This is a genomic window from Frigoribacterium sp. SL97 (assembly GCF_026625765.1).
GTDB lineage: Bacteria > Actinomycetota > Actinomycetes > Actinomycetales > Microbacteriaceae > Frigoribacterium.
This window is the reverse complement of record NZ_CP113062.1, coordinates 1,441,791-1,459,624: the sequence shown is the minus strand read 5'-3', so window position 1 is coordinate 1,459,624 and position 17,834 is coordinate 1,441,791. Positions and strand designations below refer to the sequence as shown.

The following is a 17,834-nucleotide window of genomic DNA, read 5'->3' as shown; positions in this document are numbered from 1 at the left end:
CCTCTCGGCGTGGGTCCCGTGGCCGCCCGATCCACCCGGCCCGCTTTCGCGCCACGAAGTGGACACCCCGCCACGCAATGTCGTGGCGGGGTGTCCACTTCGTGGCGTCTTCGGGGCCATGGCCTTCGAACAGACGGCCCGACAACGACGAAAGCCCCTCACGAGGAGGGGCTTTCGGTGGTTCTGGTGGATCTGAGGGGACTCGAACCCCTGACCCCCTGCATGCCATGCAGGTGCGCTACCAGCTGCGCCACAGACCCAGAACTGCTGCCCTTCGGAGGTTTTCACCCCGTCGGAAGCAACTCGTCTACATTACTACACTTTTCGACCGCGCACGTTCACCCGCCCTCGACCCTGCTCGAGCGCGGCCGAGAAGACACGACATGCCGCTCACCTCGGGAGGTGAGCGGCATGTCATGAGGCCCCGCCGACACGGCGGGGCCCAGGAGGCGCGGGGAGGCTAGGCCTCGGCCGGTGCGTCGGCTCCGACCTCGGCCGGAGCGGTGGCCGACTCGGTCAGCACGTCGAGCGGGATGGTCGGGCAATCGCTCCAGAGGCGCTCGAGCGCGTAGTACTGACGGTCCTCGTCGTGGAAGACGTGGGCGACGACGTCACCGAAGTCGAGGAGGACCCAGCGGCCCTCGGCACGACCCTCACGACGGAGGGTCTTGACGCCGGCCTCGAGCATCTTGTCCTCGATCTCGCCGGCGATGGCGACCACGTTGCGTTCGCTGCGGCCGGTGGCCAGCAGGAACACGTCGGTCAGGGGCAGGGGGCCGGACACGTCGAGGGCGACGAGGTCGTCGGCCTGCTTGTCGTCGGCCGCGCGTGCGGCGATCTGCAGCAGCTCGATGGCACGAGGGGTGGCTGTCACGTGTTCCTTAGGGGGTAGGTGGTGATGCGGGCCGACCGGGGTCGGTTCGGGTGGGTCGGGCCTCAGCCCAGCACCCCGGTGGCGAAGCCACCGATGATCAAGCCGATGATACCGAGGCCCACGACGCCGCCCGAGATGCCGAGGATCAGCGGCAGGTGGTTGCCCTTGGGCTGCGACGCGGCCAGCACGACCGCACGGGTGGACGTGTGCGTGCTGATGGCCCGGCTGGCGCGCACGGGCTCGGCGTCGCTCGACGCCTGCTCGGCGTCGCCCTGTTCGAGGATGCGGTCCATGTCGGAGTTGTCGATGCGTGCCTGCGAGCCGGTCGACGCCAGGCTGCGCGGCAGGTCGATCGAGCCCGTGATGATGATCTCGCCGGTCGCGTTCAGCGCACCGGTCACGTCGGCGACCTGCGCGTCGGTGAGGATCAAGGCGTTCTGCTGACCGGTGCTGGTGCCGAGCTGGCGGCCCGGGACGGACTCCGCGTCGGGCTCGTCGGACTGGGTGGACCAGTGGCCGGACGGGACGACCGGCGCGGCGTCGGACGAGTCGTCGCGCTGGTCGCGTGACGGACCGACGCCGGACGGTCGCGGCGCCGACGACACGGGACGGGACGGGGCAGGAGGCGCACTCGGCGAGTCCTGTCCGCTGCGGTCCTGCTCGTCGGACAGGGCGAACGGGAACACCGTCGGCGTCGACGTCGGGGTGGGGGTCGAGGACACCGGGGTCGCCGCGCCGGTCGCACCCGTGCGTCGGGGCCCGGGGACGTCGTCCGACGAGTCGTCGTCGTCCGACGGGTCGACGTCCGACACGGCGGACGGCACGGGGGCCGAGGCGGGACGGAGGGCCGCCGAGGCCGGCGCGGACGCACCGGGCGCAGAGGCCGGTCGGTCGGCGGCCGGGGCGATCTCGTCGACGGTGTTGAGCGCGTCGGCCAACGGACGACGGGGTTCGGGAGCCGGTGCCTGCAGAGGCACCGGGGAGGCGTCGCGGCTCTGGCTCGCGTCGCGCAGGGCGCGCATCTGGCGGCGGGTCAGGCCGGTGCCGGGGTCGACGACCGAGCCGGGTGCGGGGGGCGGCACGTCGCGCAGGGCGGCAGCCGACGGCACGGGAGTCGGCATCGGCACGTCACCCGTGGGGGTGGTCGCGGGCCGCGGGGCGGGAGCGGACGTCGAGGCCGGCACCACGGGCACGGCGCCGGTGATGGCCTGACCGGCCTCGCGGGCTCGCTCGAGGTCGCGGATCTGTCGCCGGGTGAGGGGCGGCTGACCGTCGGACGTGCTCATGAAACGCTCCGATACAGATGGTGCTTGGAGATGTACTGGACGACGCCGTCGGGGACCAAGTACCACACCGGAAAGTCTCGACCCACCCGGGCGCGGCAATCGGTCGACGAGATGGCCAGTGCGGGGACTTCGAGCAAGCTTACGTCGCTCTCGGGCAAACCGCTAACGCTGAGGTCGTGCCCCGGCCGGGACACGGCGACGAAGTGGGCGAGGTCCCAGAGCTCTTGGACGTCTTTCCAGTCGAGGATCTGGGCGACGGCGTCGGCGCCGGTGATGAAGAAGAGCTCGGCCGTCGGACGGAGGCGTCGGATGTCGCGCAGGGTGTCGATCGTGTAGGTCGGCCCTTCGCGGTCGACGTCGACGCGGCTGACCGTGAACGTCGGGTTGGACGCCGTGGCGATGACCGTCATGAGGTAGCGGTGCTCCGCCTCGCTGACCTCGGGTTTCATCCACGGTTGGCCAGTCGGCACGAAGACGACCTCGTCGAGGTGGAACGACTGCGCGACCTCGCTGGCCGCGACCAGGTGCCCGTGGTGGATCGGGTCGAACGTGCCGCCCATGATGCCGACGCGGGGTCGCCTGACGCCCTCGCCGTCGGGCACGGTGGCGCCCGCCACGACCATCTCGCCGACCTCGGCGGTCAGTGGTTCTCGGGGTGACCGAACTCGTCGATCGGACCGTCGTGGTGGTCGAGCTTGTTCGCCTTGCGCAGCGAACGGTTGGCGACGTCGCGGTAGCTGAACACCACGTAGCCGAGGACGAGGAACGCGACGGCGAAGACACCGGCGATGACGGGTGCCGGCGCGATCAGCGGTGCGAGTTCTTCGTGGGCTTCGGCGAGCAGCAGCGAGGCGTCGAGCATGGGTTCTCCCGTTCAGGCGGTGACGATCGTCGGTCAGTCTACCCGCGGACCTGGCCCTGACCCCGCACGACCCATTTGGTGCTCGTGAGTTCGGCGAGCCCCATCGGTCCGCGGGCGTGGAGCTTCTGGGTCGAGATGCCGACCTCGGCCCCGAAGCCGAACTCGCCGCCGTCGGTGAAGCGGGTCGAGGCGTTGACCATGACGACGGCGCTGTCCACCTCGGCCAGGAACCGCTCGGCGGTCACCAGGTCGTTGGTCACGATCGACTCGGTGTGGTGCGTCGACCACCGGGCGATGTGCGCCATGGCCTCGTCGACGTCGGCCACCACCCGGACGGCGAGGTCGAGACCCATGTACTCGGTCGCCCAGTCGTCCTCGGTCGCCGGGACCCCGTCGGGGAAGACCTCGAGCGTCCGTTCGTCGCCGTGGATCGTCACCCCGGAGGCGCGCAGGGCACCCAACACCGGCGGCAGCAGGCGTTCCGCCGCCTCGCGGTGGACGAGCAACGTCTCGAGGGCATTGCACACGCTCGGACGCTGCACCTTGGCGTTCTGGACGATGTCGACGGCCCAGCCCTCGTCGGCGCTCGCGTCGAGGAAGACGTGCACGACCCCGGCACCGGTCTCGATGACGGGGACCGTCGACTCGCGGACCACGGTGTCGATCAGCTCGGCGCTGCCCCGGGGGATCAGGACGTCGACCAGCCCGCGGGCCCGCATGAGGTCGGCCGCCCCGTCGCGGCCGAACTCGTCGATGGTGACGACGGCGTCGGCCGGCAGTCCCACCTCGGCGAGGGCCTCGCGCATCACCTCGATCAGCACGCGGTTGGACTGCTGCGCCGCGCTGCCGCCGCGCAGGACGGCCGCGTTGCCGCTCTTCAGGGCGAGCGCGGCGATGTCGACCGTCACGTTGGGCCGGGCCTCGTAGATGGCTCCCACCACGCCGAACGGCACGCGGACCTGGTCGAGGCGCAGCCCGTTCGGCAGCACCTTGCCCCGCACCGACTCGCCGACCGGGTCGACCAGAGAGGCCACCAGCTCGGTGGCGGCCGCGAGCCCGGCCAGTCGTCCGGAGTCGAGCCTCAGGCGGTCCTGGAGCGATGCGCCGATGCCGTTCTCGCGCGCGTTCGCCAGGTCGAGCTCGTTCGCCGCGACGATCCGGTCGACGTTGGCGAGCAGGGCGGCGGCGACGGCGCGCAGACCCGCGTCCTTGCGGTCGGCCGTCGCGGTGGCGAGCACGCGGGAGGCGGCCTTCGCGGCGGTCAGCTTGTCGGTGAGCGACGGGGCCGGGGCATCGATGAGCGACATGCACGAAGCCTATGCGCCGCTCCCCGTCCCGCGAGACCGCTCCGGCGGTCACCGCGGCGGCGCGGACGCCCCCGAGGAGGCGCGGGTCAGTCCGGTCGCCCGCCCGCGCTCCCGGAGTCCCCCGCCGCAGGTCCCGACCCCGCGGCTCCCGCCGCCTCGAAGAAGGTGCCGACCTGCTCGCCCGCGAGGGCCCGGGCGACGTTGGCGGCGCTCGTCACGAGGACGGGGGTGCCGGCCTCGGCCGCGAACCGGGCGGCCGCGACCTTCGTGCCCGCGCCTCCGGTGCCGACGCCGGCCGCACCGGCCGCGCCGAAGGTGACCCCGGCGAGGTCGTCGCCGAAGGGCACGTCGACGAGGGCGACGGCGCCGGGTTCGTGCGGCGGGCGGGTGTACAGGGCATCGACGTCGCTGAGCAGGACGAGCGCGTCGGCACCGACCAGCTGCGACACCAGCGCCGCGAGCCGGTCGTTGTCGCCGAAGCGGATCTCGTGGGTGGCGACCGTGTCGTTCTCGTTGACGATCGGCAGGATGCGCAGCTCGAGCAGGCGCTCCATGGCGCGCTGGGCGTTGCTGCGGTGCGTCGGGTTCTGCATGTCCCCGGCGGTCAGCAACACCTGCCCCGCCACGATGCCGAAGCGGCGCAGGCTCTGCTGGTACCGGTAGATCAGGACGTTCTGCCCGACGGCGGCGGCCGCCTGCTGGGTCGCGAGGTCGGTCGGGCGGGAGTCGACGCGCAGGTGCGGCAGGCCCGTGGCGATGGCCCCGGACGAGACGAGCACGACCTGGGCACCCCGCCCGTAGGTCGCGGCGAGGGCGTCGACCAGCGGCTCGATCTGTCCGGCGTTCTCACCGCTGATCGACGACGAGCCGACCTTGACCACGATGCGGCGGGCCGTGCCGAGGCCGGCACGGTCGACGACGCCCCCGGTCACGCCCGCTCGTCGCCTTCGACGTCGTCGCCCTCTTTCACGAGGAACCCTTCGTCGTCGGTCCACAGGCCGGCGGCGCGTTCGCGCTGCAGCTCGGCGCGGGCCTCGGCCTTGGCGTCCATGCGCTCGAAGTACTCCTCGCGGCGCTGGTTGCGGGTCGGGCGGTCGTTCTGGATCAGGCGCGGGTCGGTGCCGCGGGCACTGGTCATCAGCTCGGCCGTCGAGGTGAGGGTGGGCTCCCAGTCGAAGACGATGCCGCCCTCGGGGCCGATGACGACCGTCGAACCGGCCTGCGCACCGGCCTTGAACAGCGCGTCCTCGACGCCGATGGCGTTGAGCCGGTCGGCGAGGTAGCCCACGGCCTCCTCGTTGTTGAAGTCGGTCTGCACGACCCACCGCTCGGGCTTCTGGCCCAGGATGCGGTACACGTTGCCGTAGGTACCGCCCTCGACCCTGATGACGAAGGGCTTCTCGTTGACGGCGCGGGGGCGCATGACGATGCGAGGAGGCGCGGGTCGCGCCGCGATCTCGGCGCGGCTGGCCTCGACGACCTCGGCCAGGGCGAAGGACAGGTTGCGCAAGCCCTCGTGGCTCACGGCGGAGATCTCGAAGACGCGGTAGCCGCGGGCCTCGAGCTCGGGCGTGACGAAGTCGGCCAGCTCGCGACCGTCGGGCACGTCGACCTTGTTGAGCGCGATCAGCTGCGGGCGGTCGAGCAGCGGCTTCTGGCCGTCCGGGACGGGGTACGCCTCGAGCTCGCGGAGGATGACGTCGAGGTCGGTCAACGGGTCGCGGCCCGGGTCGAGCGTCGCGCAGTCGAGCACGTGCAGCAGGGCCGAGCAGCGCTCGACGTGCCGGAGGAACTCGAGCCCGAGGCCCTTGCCCTCGCTGGCCCCCTCGATGAGCCCGGGGACGTCGGCGACCGTGTAGCGCGTGTCACCCGACTCGACGACGCCGAGGTTGGGGTGCAGCGTCGTGAAGGGGTAGTCGGCGATCTTCGGCTTGGCGGCCGAGAGGGCGGCGACGAGGCTCGACTTGCCGGCCGACGGGTAGCCCACGAGCGCGATGTCGGCGACGACCTTGAGTTCGAGCAGGACGTCTCCGGCCCAGCCGGGGGTGCCCAGCAGGGCGAAGCCGGGCGCCTTGCGCTTGGTCGACGAGAGGGCCGCGTTGCCGAGGCCCCCGATGCCGCCCTCGGCGGCGACGTAGCGCATGCCCGGTTCGACCATGTCGATCAACTCGACGCCGTCGGCGGACTTCACGACGGTGCCGACCGGCACGACGAGCTCGAGGGTCTCGCCGTTGGTGCCGGCCCGGTGGTCGCCCATGCCGAAGCCGCCGTTGTCGCTCGAGCGGTGCGGTGCGCGGTGGAACCCGAGCAGCGTCGTGACGCCGCTGTCGCTGACGATGACGACGTCTCCGCCGTGACCGCCGTTGCCGCCGTCGGGGCCGGCCAGCGGCTTGAACTTCTCGCGCTTGACGGACACGCAGCCGTTGCCGCCGTTGCCGGCGCGGAGGTGGAGGGTCACTTGGTCGACGAATGTGGCCATGAGGTGCTTGATCTCTTTGTCTGTGCGTGCCGGTGCGAGCTGCCCGGGTCAAACACGTCTGGGGCGAGCAGGATGCTCGCCCCAGACGGTGCGACCCGCGAGGGGCCGCCGATGCGGGTCGTGTGCCGACGCCGCGTGGTGGTGCTAGACCGTCGCCGTCGCGGAGGCGACGATGTTGACGACCTTGCGGCCGCCCTTGGCGCCGAACTCGACCGAGCCGGGGGCGAGGGCGAAGAGGGTGTCGTCTCCGCCGCGGCCGACGTTGACGCCGGGGTGGAAGTGGGTGCCGCGCTGGCGGACGATGATCTCGCCGGCGAGGACGACCTGGCCGCCGAAGCGCTTCACGCCGAGGCGCTGTGCGTTCGAGTCACGACCGTTTCGGGTGGACGATGCGCCCTTTTTGTGTGCCATGTGTTCTCAGCCCCTGGTTCAGTTGATCGAGGTGATCTTGACGCGGGTCAGGTCGGCACGGAAGCCCATGCGACGCTTGTAACCGGTCTTGTTCTTGTAGTTCTGGATGACGATCTTCGGGCCGCGCAGGTCGTTCAGCACCTCGGCGGTCACGGTGATCCCTGCCAGGGCGTCGGCGGCGGAGGTGACGGTGTCACCGTCGACGTGCAGCACGGCGGGGAGGGTGATGGAGTCGCCTTCGGCGGCCTTGAGGCGGTCGAGGGTGACGATCGTGCCGACCTCGACCTTCTCCTGCCGACCACCGGCGCGCACGACTGCGTAGACCATGTCTGTTCCTTAAGAGTTGGGGTGTCCGGCACGACGCGGCCTCCAGCCAGCGCGCACCAACCGCCCATCGTACAGGGGGCCGCTAGGGCCGTCAACGCGTCCTCCGACGGGCGCCGCGCCTCCTCCGTCCACGACCCCCGCACCGGCAGGCGGACCGACGACTAGCATCCAGGGCGTGATCCTGATCGACGAGGCCGTGTGGCCGGCCCACGACACGTTGTGGGCACACCTGGTGAGCGACGACTCGTACGACGAGTTGCACGCTTTCGCCGCCCGTCACGGCATCCCCCGCCGAGGGTTCGACCACGACCACTACGACGTGCCCGAGTCCCGACGGGCGGAGTTGATCGCCGGTGGGGCCGTCGCCGTGACCGGCCTCGACCTCGCCCGCCGTCTCGAACGCAGCGGGCTGAGGGTGTCCCAGCGGGTGAAACGCGGCCTCACGGCCTGACCGGTTCCGTCCGCCCCGGCCGCAGCCGCGCGGTCACCAACTCGTGTCGAAGCCCTCGTAGCTGGCCACGACCGCGCCCGAGGCGATCTCGACGATGGTGGTCGTGACCCCGTCGGCCACGGGGTCGATCGTGTACGAGTAGTCGGTCGGCGTCGTCGCGTCCCCGACCGACTGGACAGCCAGGTACTGCCCGTTCGGGGAGACGTCGAAGCCCTCGATCACACCGGATGCGCTCGGGGGCTGCCAGAGCGTCCGTGACGTGGCACCGTCGTCGGCGACGACGAGCGTCCGGTACGTGAGCCCGTCGTCGGACGGGACCGACACCTGCTGCACGACGTGGCCTGGGTCGAGGGCCACCAGCGGTCCGGCGAACGGGAGGACGCCGTCGACCGGGGCGGGGGCACGGGGGCGCTCGTCCCCCGTGGCGAGGTCGACGACCATGGAGGCGATCGCCGACGCGGCGATCAGCGTGGTGCCGTCGAGCGACACCCCCTGCAAGAGCGAGTACGTCCCCACGGGCCGCACGGGGTCCACTCCCGAGAGGTCGATGACGCTCACCGAGTCGTCGACGGCCTGGACGACGACGTCGTCCTCACCCGGCACGAAGGCCCAGTCGGTGGGTTCGACGGGCTGCCCGGACAGGCCGAGGACCGGGGCCACCGCCCGCTCCCCCTGCAGCGGCAGCGTGTACAACGTCTCGACGTCCGAACCGGTCGGACGGAACGAGAACGCCAGCGTGGTCGTGGCACGGTCGGCCGCGAAGCGGGTGATCAGGCCGGGGGCCTCGGGCACGGGCAGGGTCTCGACGGCGGCCCCGTCGAGCGACACGAGGCTGAGGCTGCTCTGCGTCCCGTCGTCCGTCACGACCGCGACGGCCGAGTCGAACACCTCGTAGGCCTGGATGCGCGGCGCGGACCAGACGGTCGTCCTGTCCGAGCCCCGGAGCCCGGCCCGTTCGATGCGGTCGTCGGCCCCGGACGTGCCGCGCACGAGCCGGTACGCCGTCGCCGGGGGCGTGCTGAACCGCGCCTCCAGGGTCGAGGTCTGTCGCTGGTAGACGCTCGAGACCCCGTCGACGCGGACGTGGTAGTCGGTGTCGTACGCGAGCCGGCCGGTGAAGGTCACGGCGACCACGTCACCCGACGTCTGCACCGTGAAGGCGGCCGCGGGCGTCACGACCACCTGCGAGGCGTCGACGTGCGCGAGCGCCTGGTTGGCGAACACCCGCAGCTGCTGACCGGGACGCTCGACCACGGCCGTCGTGTCGACCTGCGTCTCGCCGGCCTTGGGGCCCTGGAAGTAGGTCAGGCCCACGAAGGCGGCACAGACCACCGCGAGGACGGTGACGACGGCGACCCATCGCGTGCGCCAGCGGGCACCGGCCTCACGGGCGTCCTGCTCGGTGAGGAACACGGGGTCGGACGCGAACGGATCGGGCGTGGCAGCCCCTCCCGTCGCGCCCCGGCCCCGTCCGCCCTCAGTAGAGGTACGGGTCACTGGGCTGTCCCACGGTGGTGACGTCGTCGGGCACGAGGGCGACGGGGTCCTGGCTCGAGCTGCTGCGGTTGGTGTCGAAGCCGCCCGTGACCTCGACCCAGTCGTCGGCGGCTACCTGGTCCTGCCACCCCGGCAGGTAGACGGGCACGCCGACGGGCTGGGCGTCGACCGCGCAGCACGTGATCACGAAGCGCGACACGTAGAACACGTCGTCGGGGTCGGTGTCGGACGGCGTGACGAACCCGACGACGTCGGCGGTCTTGCCCTCGTAGAAGGCGAGGTCGGTCGTCTGCCTCAGCAAGCCGGCCCAGTCGAGGACGCTGAACGACCGGTAGGCGTCCGAGGAGGCGCTGGTCGCGTCGGCCACGGTCGTACGGTCGAGCGCCGCGGTGGACGAGTTGACGTCGCGCTGGCCGGCCGTGGCGCTGGTGAGGGTGGCCGGGGGCAGGGCGACGACGGCGATCGCGATGGCGGCGGTGACGGCGACGCCCGCCGAGAAGGCGAGACGTCGGGCGCCGGTGGCGACCGGCCGACGCCGGCGCGGCCGGAGGCCGTCCTCGACCGCGGGCACCTCGGCCGCGTCGAGGCGGCCGTCGTGGCCGTGCCCGGCCCCGGGATCGTGGTCGTGGCCGTCGTGCGCGTCGTCGCCCCGGACCGGTGAGAACGCCAGCGTGGCCAACGACAGCGTCATGCCGATGAGGATCATCACGACTGTGAAGACGTCGTACCGGGGGTGGATGTACAGCACGAGCTGCCCGGTCGCGGCGAGCCAGAGGGTGGCGACGCCGACGACGAGCGTCAGCAGCACCCCTTGCCACCGGTCGAGCAGTCGGCGCCAGGGGCGAGGAGCAGGGCTAGGCGACATAGTTGACCACCAGTCCGATCGCGGCACTGGTCAGGGCCACCACGAGGGTGACCTGCCCGAGCACCTTGGGTGTGTAGGTCGTCCGCAGCAGGGCCAGCATCTTGACGTCGATGATGGGGCCGAAGACGAGGAAGGCGGCGATGCCGCCGGGCATGAACGTCGAGGCGAACGGCAGCACGAAGAACGCGTCGACGTTCGAGCAGATCGAGATGACGAAGGCCAGCACCATCATCGCCAGCACCGACCAGACCGGGTTGCTGCCGAGCGTGACGAGCACCGACCGCGGAACGATCGTCTGGATCGCGCCCGCGATGGCCGCGCCGATGAAGAGCGCGGGCATCATGGTCGACATCTCGCGGCGGAACAGGTCGACGCTCTTCGCCGTGCGGCCCCGGCCGTGCGCATGGCCGTCGTCGACCCGGCACTCGGCCGCGAACGAGGAGGTCAGCAGGCTCTGCTGGTTCGGGTGCTTGCTGAACAGCCAGCCGATCAGGTTCGCGATGACGAACCCGCCGATCAACCGGGCCACGAGGATGCCGTCGTCCCACCCGAACGCCTGGTGCGTGGTGATGATGGTGATCGGGTTGAGGATCGGCGCCGCGAGCAGGAAGGTCATCGACTCGGACACCGTGAAGCCCTTGAGCACGAGCCCCCGCGCCAAGGGCACGTTGCCGCACTCGCAGACGGGCAGGAACATGCCGAGGAACGAGATGACCGCGCGACGGGGCAGCCCCCGCTTCGGCAGCCACGACGAGAAGAACGCCTGCGGCAGCCACTCCTGCACGATGATCGACAGGACGATGCCGAGCAGGACGAACGGCATCGACTCGACGATGACGCTGATGGTCAGCGTGACGAAGTCCTGCAGCGCGTTCGGCAGCAGGCCCGGGCCGAGGAGGGGCGAGGCCAGGCGGACCGCCACGAGCACGGCGAGCACGAGCCCACCGGCCACGAGCAGCGGGACGCGCGACGGTGCCCGACGCGCACGCCGTCCCGCGCCGTGCCCGGCGTGGTCGGTGCGCTCCCGGACGGGAGCGCTCACCGCTCGTCCTCGTTCGGACCGGCCGGGGGCGCGAAGCGCGACCAGTCGTCCGGTGCGGGGGCCGGGTGCGACGGCACGACGGGGCGCTCGGGCGGGACGACGGGGGCCGACGGCGCCGCGGCGACGGTCGTCGGGAGGCGGGTGGAGCGATCGCCCCGGACGGCAGGAGGCGCGACGTCGTCCTCGACGTCGCCCGCGTCGTCACCCTCCCCGGCCTCGGCGACCCGGGGCGCGGGCTCGACCGCCCAGACCTCGTCGCCGTGGCCGCCGCCCAGCCACAACCGGGCGAGCACGGCCCCGGCCACGAGCAGGGCCGTGTCGACGATGCCCGCCGACAGCGGGATGGTCGTCAGGTAGAGCGCGAGGTTCACCCACGTACCGCCGTCGATCGAGAGCACGATGCCCGGGACGATCCCGACGACGGCCAGCGCGAGGGTTCCCGCTCCGCCCGCGACCACGGCGTGGCGCACGACCGTCCGGAGGTCGGACCGCGGCGTCAGCGGCCTGATCGTGGCGAGCACGACGAACGAGGCGAGGTAGAACGGGAACGGGTAGAGCACGAAGCTGCCGAGGAACTGCCCGACCGGCGTCGCGACGAACCCGCTGGGGAACGCCGTCACCGAGAAGCCGACCGCCGAACCGACGAGCGCGACGAGGCCGAGGGCGAAACGCGCCACCAGCACGACGACCAGGGCCGTGGCCGCCACGAGCAGGCGCTCGCGTCCCTCCGGCCCCGAGGCCGAGACGGACGCAGCCCGGAGCCTCGACCTGACGGTCGGGGGTCCGGGCTGGGTCAGAGGCACGCAGTCACCCTAGACGACCTACAGATCGTCGGAGCTGACCCCCACGCCGAGGATGAACGGACCGGACTCGCCGGTCGTCGTCGGCTCGGCCGGAGCCGCTGCGGTCGTGCCCTGGCTGGAGGCGCGGCGCGAACGCGAACGCCCCTGCCCGGGCTGCTTCGGCTCGGGCAGCGCACCCAGCACCGAGTCGAGCAGCTGCTCGGCGTCCTGGCTGCTGATGCGACGCGGCTCGCGACGCGTGGTCGCGACGGGGATGTCGAGGATCGCGACCGTGGCGTCCGGGGTCGAGACCGTGGCCGACGACCGGCGACGCTCCGTGGCCTTGGCGACCGGCGCCTCCGTGGGCTCGTCGACGGGTGCGGCCACGGCGGCGGCCGGAGCCGACCGCTCGGCCGGGGCGGCCGTGGGGACCTCGATCACACCGGCGCTCGAGTCGGCGGGAGCGGACTCGGCGGGCGACGACACGGCAGGAGCCGACTCGGCGGCGTCCTCGCCGGTCTCGCGCGCGGCACGTGACGATCCACGGCGGCCCTTGCGGCCCGAACGCCCGCGACGGCCTTCGTCGGCCTGGTCACCGGCTGCCTCGGCGGCCGGCTCGGCCTTCGTGGCACTCGCGGCGGCGGCGTCGATGGCGGCCTCGACCGCCGCGGCTGCCTGGCTGGCCGCGTCGCCGTCCTTGGTGCCGCCTTCTTCGGCATGGGCGATGGTGCTCGCCGCGATGCGCGAGAGGGCGTTCTTCACGTCGTCGGTGATGGCGTGCGTACCCGTCGTGGGGTGAGCCCCGCCGGTCGGCGCCGAGGGGCCGCCGCGACCGGACTGCGGCGCGGTGCCGGCACCGGCGCCCGTGTTGTGGCCGTTGCCGCCCGACTTGCCGGACCCGCCGGCCTGGCCGCCACGTCGGCGGTCGCCCTGCTGGCCGCCCTTGCGGGGCTGCTGTTCTTGGACGCGCGCGGCGCTGCCGGCCTCGGAGAACGACTCGGCCAGGCCGAGACCCAGCTTCTTGCGCGTCATCTGGACGAGCCCGAGCGACGTGACCTCGGCCACCTGGTGCTTGGTGCGGTCGCGGCTGAGGCACTCGACCAGGCGACGCAGCACGAGGTCACGGTTGGACTCGAGCACCATGTCGATGAAGTCGACGACGATGATGCCGCCGATGTCGCGGAGGCGCAGCTGCCGGACGATCTCTTCGGCGGCCTCGAGGTTGTTCTTCGTGACCGTCTCCTCGAGGTTTCCGCCGGAACCGACGAACTTGCCGGTGTTGACGTCGACGACGGTCATCGCCTCGGTGCGGTCGATGACGAGGGAACCGCCCGAGGGCAGCCATACCTTGCGGTCGAGAGCCTTCTCGATCTGCTCGTTGAGGCGGTACTCGTCGAATGCGTCCTTGTCACCCTCGTAGCGCTTGACGCGGTCCATGAGGTCGGGCGCCACGGCCGAGAGGTACGACTGCAGCGTCTCGAACGCCTCGTCGCCGTCGATGACCATCTCGTGGAAGTCCTCGTTGAAGACGTCGCGCACGATCTTGATCAGCAGGTCGGGCTCGGAGTGCAGCTGGTTCGGGGCGTTGCCCGCCGCGACCTTCTTCTCGATGTCGGCCCACTGGTTGGTGAGGCGCTTGACGTCGAGGGTCAGCTGCTCTTCGGTCGCGCCCTCGGCCGCCGTGCGCACGATGACGCCGGTGTTCTCCGGCAGGGCCTCTTTGAGGATCTTCTTCAGACGCGCGCGCTCGGTGTCGGGCAGCTTGCGGCTGATGCCGTTCATCGAGCCGTTGGGCACGTAGACGAGGTAGCGGCCCGGCAGCGAGATCTGGCTCGTGAGACGGGCGCCCTTGTGGCCGACGGGGTCCTTGGTGACCTGGACGAGCACGCGGTCGCCGGGCTTGAGGGCCAGCTCGATGCGACGGGGCTGGTTGCCCGTCGACAGGGAGTCCCAGTCGACCTCGCCCGAGTAGAGCACGGCGTTGCGACCGCGTCCGATGTCGACGAAGGCGGCCTCCATGCTGGGCAGCACGTTCTGGACGCGGCCGAGGTAGACGTTGCCGATCAACGAGACGTTCTGCGCCTTGGCGACGTAGTGCTCGGCCAGGGTGCCGTCCTCCATGACGCCGATCTCGATGCGGTCGCCCGACGAGCGGACGATCATCTTGCGGTCGACGCTCTCGCGACGGGCGAGGAACTCGGCCTCGGTGATGACGGTGCGACGGCGTCCGGCGTCCCGGCCGTCGCGACGACGCTGCTTCTTCGCCTCGAGACGCGTGGAGCCCTTGATGCGCTGCGGCTCGGTGATGAGCTCGGCCTGACGCGGGGCACGGTCGCGGTCGCGACCACGGGGCTCGGAGTCGCGCTCCTCGCGGTCCTGCGAGCGGCCGCGCTGGCGGCGACGCGAGGCGGGCTGCTGCTCGCGGTCGTCGCGCTCGTCACGGTCGTCGCGGTCGTCGTCGTCGCCCTCGCGGTCGTCGTCCCACGAGTCGTCGCGGTCGTACCGGTCGTCACGGTCGTCGCGCTGTCGTCGACCGGGGCGGGCCGGCAGGACGGTGATCTCGGGTGCGTGGAAGATCAACGACGTCGTCGTGAGGTTCGCCGGGATCGGCGACGCCCCGTCGGTCGTCTCGTCGTCGGCCGCCGCGTCGGCGGCCCGTGACGGCTGGGTCGCCGCGGCGACGAACGCCTCGGCGACGGCGTCGGTCTCGCTCTGCTGGGAGGTCGGGGCCTGGGCCGCGACCTGCTCGTCGGTGGTCTCGGTCTCGTGGGTCACGGGTGATGCCTCCTGGGCGTCGTCTGTCGTCCGGACGGGTGAAGGGAGTGCTGCCTGCTGCCTGGCGGGGGCCGTCGCCGGGGCGGCGTCGACCGCCGCCTGGCGAGCCCTGAGGCCTGCGAACAATCCCCTTCTCTTCTTCGGACGTCCGTCGTTGTCTGTGTTGTCGTTCACCACTTGCGGTGCGCTCCTCGCCCCGCCGAGGCCATGCCGTCGGCAGGAATTCTCGTGTCGTGGCCGGGCGGTGACGTGGCACCTGCCCCTGACCACCGCGCCCTCTCACGGCGCGCCTTGTCGGACACGTCACGTTCGGTCACCCGGGGTGTCGACCGACCTGCGGTCGTCGCCCTCGATGTCGTTCGTCGACGTGCTGTTCTTCGTGTCGCCTTGCTGGTTCGGAACTGGCCATCCGACGATGAGCGCCTGCGCTCTGGCCCGGATTCCGCTCGACCTGGTCGACCACGCGATCTCTCGCGTGACGACGACGGCCGGCACTGCCCGGTAAGCCTGGATCTCGGGGCCTGGGCCCCACGACTGGCTCGATTATCGCACGCCCACGTCGGTCCGGGGTCAAAGCGGACGCCCCGACGGCCCGTGCGATACTGCTGGACGTGACCGTCGAGACGCCTCGGGCCGTGACCCTGCCCACCGGCCGCACCCCGTTCGTCGCGGCCGTGCTGCTCGTCGTCGCCGGTCTCGGCGGACTCGTGGGGGCCTTCGCCCTGACCCTCGACAAGTTCCGGCTGCTCGAGAACCCGGGCGCGGCGCTCGGGTGCGACGTCAACCCGTTCGTGGGCTGCTCACCCGTCATCAACAGCTGGCAGGCCTCGCTCTTCGGCTTCCCCAACCCGATCCTCGGCCTGATCGGCTTCGCGGCCCCCGTGGCGGTGGGCCTGGGCCTGCTCGCCGGTGCGCGCTTCGCCCGGTGGTTCTGGCTGGCCTTCAACCTCGGGCTGCTGCTCGCCTGGATCTTCATCACCTGGCTCTTCACCCAGACCGTGTTCGTCATCGGCGCGCTCTGCCCGTGGTGCATGCTCGTCTGGCTCTTCACCATCCCGCTGTTCTGGGTCTTCACGGTGTGGGGCGCGGCTCGCGGCGTCACCGTCCCGGACGGGCCGCTCCGACGTGCGGCGGCACGCTTCCTCCCCTACTCGTGGGTGCTGCCGGTGCTCAACTACATCGTCGTCGCCACGACCATCGTCGTCGTGTTCCCGTTGCTGCTGCCGACGCTGTTCGGGTGAGCCGCGCCTCCTCGCGTCCCCGGCTCGGGCCCACCCGCCCCGTCAGTCGCACTCAGGTCGCTCCCAGCCGAATCAGGGTCGGCCTCGCCAGTCTTGACCGACGACCCCCGAGCCACGACGAGGACTGATGACGCCACCCACCGACTCCCCCGCCAGCAAGAAGGAACGCCGAGAAGCAGCCCGCGAGAAGGCCCGCGTCACGCGCGAGGCCGAGGCCCGACGTCGACGACGCAACAAGTGGCTCCTGCAGGGCGGCCTGGTCGTGGGCATCGTGGCGGTGCTCGCGATCGTCGCGCTCGTCATCACGCAGTCGATCAAGCCGGCCGGTCCCGGCCCTGCGAACATGGCGAGCGACGGCCTGGTGCTCGAGGGCTCGAACGGGGCGGTGACCGCCGTGCCGAGTGGCGCCCTCGCCGCCGACGCGACCCCGACCCCGGCCCCGAGCGCCTCGGGCGACGTGCCGTCGATCGTGGTCTACCTCGACTACATGTGCCCGTTCTGCGGCCAGTTCGACACGACGAACGCCCAGCAGCTCGAGGAAGCCGTCTCGAGCGGTGCCGCCACCTTGGCGATCCACCCCATCGGGTTCCTCGACAACGCCTCGCAGGGCAGCCGGTACTCGACGCGGGCCGCCAACGCCTTCGCCTGCGTCGCGAACCACGAGCCCGACAAGGCGCTCGACGTCAACACCGCCCTGTTCGCGCAGCAACCCGAGGAGAACACCCGGGGCCTGACGAACGACGAGCTCGTCACCCTGGTGCAGGGTGCCGGGGCGACCGACGACCAGATCCCGTCGTGCATCAAGGCGGGCGACTTCGAGGACTGGGTCGCCTCGGCCACCCAGCGGGCGTTGAACGACCCGATCCCGAACTCGTCGCTCGACAAGCTCGCGAGCACCCCGCTCGTCCTGGTGAACGGCCAGCAGTACCAGGGCTCGTTGACCGACGCGAGCACCTTCGCGCAGTTCGTCGCCGAGGTGCAGAACGGCGCCCCGACCGGTGACACCAGCACGGGCGACACCGAGGGCTCGACGGCGACGCCGACCCCCTGACGACGCGACCCGTCGACACGACCGAGCCCGCGCCTCCTGATGGACTCAGGAGGCGCGGGCTCGGTGGTCTCCGGCGTCACGCCGGTCGGCGGCTCAGAACCAGAGGGCCAGCTCGCGCGTGGCGCTCTCGGGGCTGTCGCTGCCGTGCACCAGGTTCTGCTGGACCTTCAGGCCCCAGTCGCGGCCGAGGTCGCCACGGATCGTTCCAGGGGCCGCGGTCGTCGGGTCGGTCGTGCCGGCGAGCGAGCGGAAGCCCGCGATGACGGCGTCGCCCGCGATGCGCAGCGCGACGGTCGGGCCGCTCTGCATGAACTCGACGAGGGGCTCGTAGAACGGCTTGCCCACGTGCTCCTCGTAGTGCTTCGCGAGCAGGTCGCGGTCGGCCTGCACGAGGCGGACGTCGACGAGCGAGTACCCCTTGGCCTCGATGCGGCGCAGGATCTCGCCGGTCAGGCCGCGGGCGACGCCGTCGGGCTTGACGAGGACGAGGGTTTCTTCGAGATCGGACATTGCTCCTCTTTCGGTGGGTGGCGGATGGCTCGGTGGGTGGCGGATGGCTCGCGGGCGGGCGCCCGGAGGACGGG

At 71.7% G+C, this 17,834-nt stretch carries 19 protein-coding genes and 1 tRNA gene; 4 read left to right on the top strand and 16 right to left on the bottom strand.

The annotated features are described in order from the left end of the window. Positions 1–184 precede the first annotated feature (184 nt). The 10 genes from OVA02_RS07005 to rplU all read right to left on the bottom strand — a co-directional run bounded on the left by OVA02_RS07005 (position 185) and on the right by rplU (position 7,546). Positions 185–260 (bottom strand) — tRNA-Ala (locus OVA02_RS07005). Between the two features lie 200 nt (positions 261–460). Next, a complete protein-coding gene (rsfS, locus tag OVA02_RS07000) occupies positions 461–874 on the bottom strand; it encodes a ribosome silencing factor (RefSeq protein ID WP_123571838.1) in 414 nt (137 codons plus the stop codon). A 62-nt stretch (positions 875–936) separates the two neighbouring features. Next, positions 937–2,160, bottom strand: coding sequence for a hypothetical protein (locus OVA02_RS06995; protein WP_056048298.1), 1,224 nt, complete (start codon positions 2,158–2,160; stop codon positions 937–939). Continuing rightward, positions 2,157–2,783: a nicotinate-nucleotide adenylyltransferase gene (gene nadD, locus OVA02_RS06990; RefSeq protein WP_082060195.1), complete on the bottom strand. Its 627-nt coding sequence runs from the start codon at positions 2,781–2,783 to the stop codon at positions 2,157–2,159. Before nadD ends, OVA02_RS06995 begins: the two co-directional genes overlap by 4 nt. A 17-nt stretch (positions 2,784–2,800) precedes the next feature. After that, positions 2,801–3,022: a hypothetical protein gene (locus tag OVA02_RS06985; RefSeq protein WP_056048301.1), complete on the bottom strand. Its 222-nt coding sequence runs from the start codon at positions 3,020–3,022 to the stop codon at positions 2,801–2,803. A gap of 38 nt (positions 3,023–3,060) precedes the next feature. Next, positions 3,061–4,329, bottom strand: coding sequence for a glutamate-5-semialdehyde dehydrogenase (locus OVA02_RS06980; RefSeq protein ID WP_267659505.1), 1,269 nt, complete (start codon positions 4,327–4,329; stop codon positions 3,061–3,063). Positions 4,330–4,415: 86 nt separating this feature from the next. Next, on the bottom strand, positions 4,416–5,261 hold the full coding sequence (gene proB / locus OVA02_RS06975) for a glutamate 5-kinase (RefSeq protein ID WP_267659504.1): 846 nt from the start codon (positions 5,259–5,261) through the stop codon (positions 4,416–4,418). Then, on the bottom strand, positions 5,258–6,808 hold the full coding sequence (gene obgE / locus OVA02_RS06970; protein ID WP_123571841.1) for a GTPase ObgE: 1,551 nt from the start codon (positions 6,806–6,808) through the stop codon (positions 5,258–5,260). Before obgE ends, proB begins: the two co-directional genes overlap by 4 nt. A 144-nt stretch (positions 6,809–6,952) precedes the next feature. Continuing rightward, positions 6,953–7,219 (bottom strand): 50S ribosomal protein L27, encoded by a 267-nt coding sequence (rpmA, locus tag OVA02_RS06965; protein WP_123571842.1) that lies wholly within the window; start codon positions 7,217–7,219, stop codon positions 6,953–6,955. Between the two features lie 18 nt (positions 7,220–7,237). After that, entirely contained in the window at positions 7,238–7,546 is a 309-nt protein-coding gene (gene rplU / locus OVA02_RS06960; protein WP_056048310.1) for a 50S ribosomal protein L21, read from the bottom strand. 175 nt (positions 7,547–7,721) lie between these two features. On the opposite strand from rplU, the gene OVA02_RS06955 reads away from it, so the two are divergent. After that, a complete protein-coding gene (locus OVA02_RS06955) occupies positions 7,722–7,997 on the top strand; it encodes a DUF4031 domain-containing protein (protein ID WP_369794401.1) in 276 nt (91 codons plus the stop codon). Positions 7,998–8,030: 33 nt separating this feature from the next. On the opposite strand, the gene OVA02_RS06950 is transcribed toward OVA02_RS06955, so the two are convergent. The 5 genes from OVA02_RS06950 to OVA02_RS06930 form a co-directional block, all read right to left on the bottom strand. After that, a complete protein-coding gene (locus tag OVA02_RS06950; protein WP_056048313.1) occupies positions 8,031–9,410 on the bottom strand; it encodes a hypothetical protein in 1,380 nt (459 codons plus the stop codon). 64 nt (positions 9,411–9,474) lie between these two features. Further along, complete coding sequence (locus OVA02_RS06945; RefSeq protein ID WP_267659503.1) at positions 9,475–10,359, bottom strand: TIGR03943 family putative permease subunit; 885 nt, start codon at positions 10,357–10,359, stop codon at positions 9,475–9,477. Beyond that, positions 10,349–11,401 (bottom strand): permease, encoded by a 1,053-nt coding sequence (locus OVA02_RS06940; RefSeq protein ID WP_159826906.1) that lies wholly within the window; start codon positions 11,399–11,401, stop codon positions 10,349–10,351. The genes OVA02_RS06945 and OVA02_RS06940 overlap by 11 nt, the downstream gene beginning before the upstream one ends. Then, positions 11,398–12,204: a hypothetical protein gene (locus OVA02_RS06935; RefSeq protein ID WP_200413103.1), complete on the bottom strand. Its 807-nt coding sequence runs from the start codon at positions 12,202–12,204 to the stop codon at positions 11,398–11,400. Before OVA02_RS06935 ends, OVA02_RS06940 begins: the two co-directional genes overlap by 4 nt. Positions 12,205–12,222: 18 nt before the next feature. Beyond that, complete coding sequence (locus tag OVA02_RS06930; protein ID WP_324289774.1) at positions 12,223–14,958, bottom strand: Rne/Rng family ribonuclease; 2,736 nt, start codon at positions 14,956–14,958, stop codon at positions 12,223–12,225. Between the two features lie 322 nt (positions 14,959–15,280). Between OVA02_RS06930 and OVA02_RS06925 the strand changes: the two genes are divergently transcribed. The 3 genes from OVA02_RS06925 (at position 15,281) to OVA02_RS06915 (ending at position 17,250) form a co-directional block, all read left to right on the top strand. After that, the gene (locus OVA02_RS06925; RefSeq protein ID WP_056048330.1) at positions 15,281–15,463 is read left to right on the top strand and encodes a hypothetical protein; all 183 of its coding nucleotides are present in this window, start codon (positions 15,281–15,283) and stop codon (positions 15,461–15,463) included. A gap of 106 nt (positions 15,464–15,569) precedes the next feature. Then, positions 15,570–16,199: a vitamin K epoxide reductase family protein gene (locus OVA02_RS06920; RefSeq protein ID WP_233568524.1), complete on the top strand. Its 630-nt coding sequence runs from the start codon at positions 15,570–15,572 to the stop codon at positions 16,197–16,199. A gap of 127 nt (positions 16,200–16,326) precedes the next feature. Further along, complete coding sequence (locus tag OVA02_RS06915; protein WP_267659501.1) at positions 16,327–17,250, top strand: DsbA family protein; 924 nt, start codon at positions 16,327–16,329, stop codon at positions 17,248–17,250. Positions 17,251–17,343: 93 nt separating this feature from the next. On the opposite strand, the gene ndk is transcribed toward OVA02_RS06915, so the two are convergent. Next, a complete protein-coding gene (gene ndk, locus OVA02_RS06910; RefSeq protein ID WP_056048334.1) occupies positions 17,344–17,760 on the bottom strand; it encodes a nucleoside-diphosphate kinase in 417 nt (138 codons plus the stop codon). Between the last annotated feature and the right edge of the window lie 74 nt (positions 17,761–17,834).